Origin of the sequence: Mogibacterium diversum (assembly GCF_938028775.1) — a bacterium.
Lineage (GTDB): Bacteria > Bacillota > Clostridia > Peptostreptococcales > Anaerovoracaceae > Mogibacterium > Mogibacterium diversum_A.
In genome coordinates, this window is sequence record NZ_CALIZG010000019.1 from 1 (window position 1) to 2,903 (window position 2,903).

The window sequence follows — 2,903 nt, forward strand, 5'->3', positions numbered from 1 at the left end:
GCAGGAATGCATAGTGAACTTTATCTTCTCGAATATAGATATTTGAGCGACGTGGGAGTAGGGTATGATATCCCCTAACTGTTTCACGAATTTTATCGGCTGCAGATGTACGCATACGTCTATTAACACGGTCACGATCTTGTTCTGCAGTTACATCGTATCTATCTGCAAGATAGCCTGTCATATAGCCCATTTCGAATGGAATCATATCGTTATAGTTGTATGGTTCAATTGCGTCCATAAATTCATCTGGCATTTTACTAGAGCCATCGGCAGGAACACGGTTAAACTGTACGGTTCCTTGACGTAAGATAGAATAGTTTTCTGTTACAGTTACTGTATAGTCGCCTTCACGGTGGGAATGTGAAATTGTACCACGGAAGGCCATATCTGCATCTGCTGTTCCATCATAGAGCCAGAATGGAACATAAACACCCTTGATTTCCTCAATATGATTACGTTCCTTGAATTCATTTGGTAATAATGGCTTACCGCCATAGAAGTCGGATAACTTCTTGATTGCCTCATCCTTATTCATCTTGAACGGAATCACATAGTCTGGTTTTAGTGCGCCACTAAACTGTGCTGGAACAATCGTAGGATTGCCACAGTATGGACAACTTGTTGCGGCAGTATTCTTGTCTGTGATTAACTGTGCTCCGCAAGAAGGACAGTTGTATGCACGCAAGTTTTGTGCATCTTCTTCGCTCCATTGTAGCGTGTCTTCAGCGCTATATTCTTTTTGTCCTTCTTCAACAGAAAGAGCCACTTGTTTGTCGTAGTGTTCTTCGATTTCAGCAGGAGCAAAAGTACTTCCGCAGTTACCACATTTTAGTTTCTGTAGCCCTGGGTCAAAGGTAAGAGGACCATTACAATTTGGACATTGGAAATTTGTTAATGCGTTATTTGCCATAATATTCCCCTTTCAATTGAGAAAAAGAACCCGATAGAACGGGTTCTTATCGTTTTGCTTGTTTATTCAGGTTTCTTTGTTCCGCAGTTAGAGCAGAAGTTGGAGTGGTTTTCATTACCGCAATCTGGGCAGAACCACTTGTCACCGCTATTAGCAGCCTTTTGAGCCTGACCTGCTTGGTATAGTGCGTTAGCATTTACACCACCAGCACTTTGTGCAGCGTTCATTCCCATGAAGCCCATCGCAGCACCATTAGCATTCTTAGCAGCATCTTGCATTGCTTGTGCTTGTGCACCAACAAGTGTAGCAGCAGCTAAGTTTGTATCTGTGTATGCAGCGTTACGTTGCATTTGCTTGAGCATTTCTTCATCAGCTTCATCAGCTTTGATAGAGGATACGCCGAAGTTTACGATTTCGATACCGCGTTTATCTCTCCACTTACTGCTGAGTTCTTCATTAAGAGCATCAGCTAATTCAGCTGTATGAGCTGGAATCTGAGAATAACGAATACCTTGTTCGCTTAACTTACCAAATGCTGGTTGTAAAGCAGTGAGTAATTCTGTACGTAACTGATCGTTAAGGTCACTTAACTTGTAGCTATGTGATACGTTTCCACATACATTTGTATAGAATAATACAGGATCACATACACGCAAGCTGTATTCACCAAAGCACTTCATTGATACATCGATATCGATACCTGCACGAGCATCAACAACTCTAAATGGAATTGGGGCAGGAGTACCATACTTCACACCAACTAATTCCTTTGTGTTTACATAGTAGATACGTTGATCTGTGGCTGGTGTTCCACCAAATGTGAAACGGCGACCGAATTCTGCAAACATTCTCTTAACACCTTCACCAAGGCTACCTGTAAATACAGATGGTTGTGTAGATGAGTCATATTTGAATTCACCAGGTTCAGCACAAATATCTACGATTTGTCCTTGTTCAACGATAATCATTGCTTGACCATCAGCAACAGCAATGATTGAACCGTCAGTAATGATGTTGTCGCTTCCGTTATTGCCACTGAAGAATCCCCCAGAGTTTCTCTTAACACCTTTTACAACAAATACATCAGCTGGAATAGCATCACAATAGAAATACTCTTTCCAAGAATCGCTAAGTGTTGAACTAGCGGATAATAAAGCAGTAGAAATGAGACCCATATAAGTTCCTCCTTATAGTCTTCTGACTGTACAATCATATACTAACATCAGTTTGACCGTCAGTCAATAAATAATTTCAAATATTTTAGAATAACTTTTCTGCAAATAATGAAAAAAAGGTGTTGCGATGATTATATAGAAATGGTAATATAGTCACGTGCCTTAATAGCTCAGTCGGCAGAGCGAGCGGCTGTTAACCGCTAGGTCACAGGTTCGAGCCCTGTTTAAGGCGCCATATATTGAAAAAGGTGTTTACAGTAATAATTGTAAGCACCTTTTTTGGTGTTTCCTAGATATTTTGGAAGGAGGGAAAGGTATGAAAAATCTTGTATTCCGAGAAGATGTTCTTGCATGGAATTATATGCTGGATGACGCAAGAAAGCTTGCTGAAGAAAGAAATGTAAAATTTAGTAAGAGACAGATCAGAATTGGTATCGATATGCCAGAATCTACTTTTGGAAAATATTGTACAGGAGAAGGCTTACGAATAAACTTCAGATATTATATGAAATATTGCAATTTTATGAAGAGAGACCCAGTTGAATTCTTTGAAAATCTTATAAAGAAGATACTGCAAGATAGAGAAGAACATCCTGAACTATATGATTATTAAATAAAAAAACCACCGAACGCTCAAGCTTGGCGGCAATGAGTTCTGTGATTAAGGGGAAAGAAGGTTAACCACCTTCAATATAGTGCATTAATAGAGGACTCAGATACTCAGATACTCAGATACCCTCAGTATGACCTCGGTATGATGACCTCTTTGCATATATAAATATATAAGATTTAAATAAAAAAATCAATTTTATAGT

3 protein-coding genes and 1 tRNA gene are annotated in these 2,903 nt (G+C 39.4%); 2 read left to right on the forward strand and 2 right to left on the reverse strand.

Annotated elements, in window-relative coordinates; genetic code table 11:
• Together Q7O90_RS04925 and Q7O90_RS04930 are read right to left on the reverse strand one after the other, a co-directional pair.
• Positions 1-913 (reverse strand): hypothetical protein (locus Q7O90_RS04925; RefSeq protein WP_304128226.1); only part of this gene is annotated, 913 nt, incomplete at its 3' end.
• 62 nt (positions 914-975) lie between these two features.
• A complete protein-coding gene (locus Q7O90_RS04930) occupies positions 976-2,088 on the reverse strand; it encodes an SPFH domain-containing protein (protein WP_304128230.1) in 1,113 nt (370 codons plus the stop codon).
• A 159-nt stretch (positions 2,089-2,247) separates the two neighbouring features.
• Between Q7O90_RS04930 and Q7O90_RS04935 the strand changes: the two genes are divergently transcribed.
• Together Q7O90_RS04935 and Q7O90_RS04940 are read left to right on the forward strand one after the other, a co-directional pair.
• A tRNA-Asn gene (locus Q7O90_RS04935) sits at positions 2,248-2,323 on the forward strand.
• 81 nt (positions 2,324-2,404) lie between these two features.
• The gene (locus Q7O90_RS04940; RefSeq protein WP_304128232.1) at positions 2,405-2,701 is read left to right on the forward strand and encodes a hypothetical protein; all 297 of its coding nucleotides are present in this window, start codon (positions 2,405-2,407) and stop codon (positions 2,699-2,701) included.
• Positions 2,702-2,903: the final 202 nt, after the last annotated feature.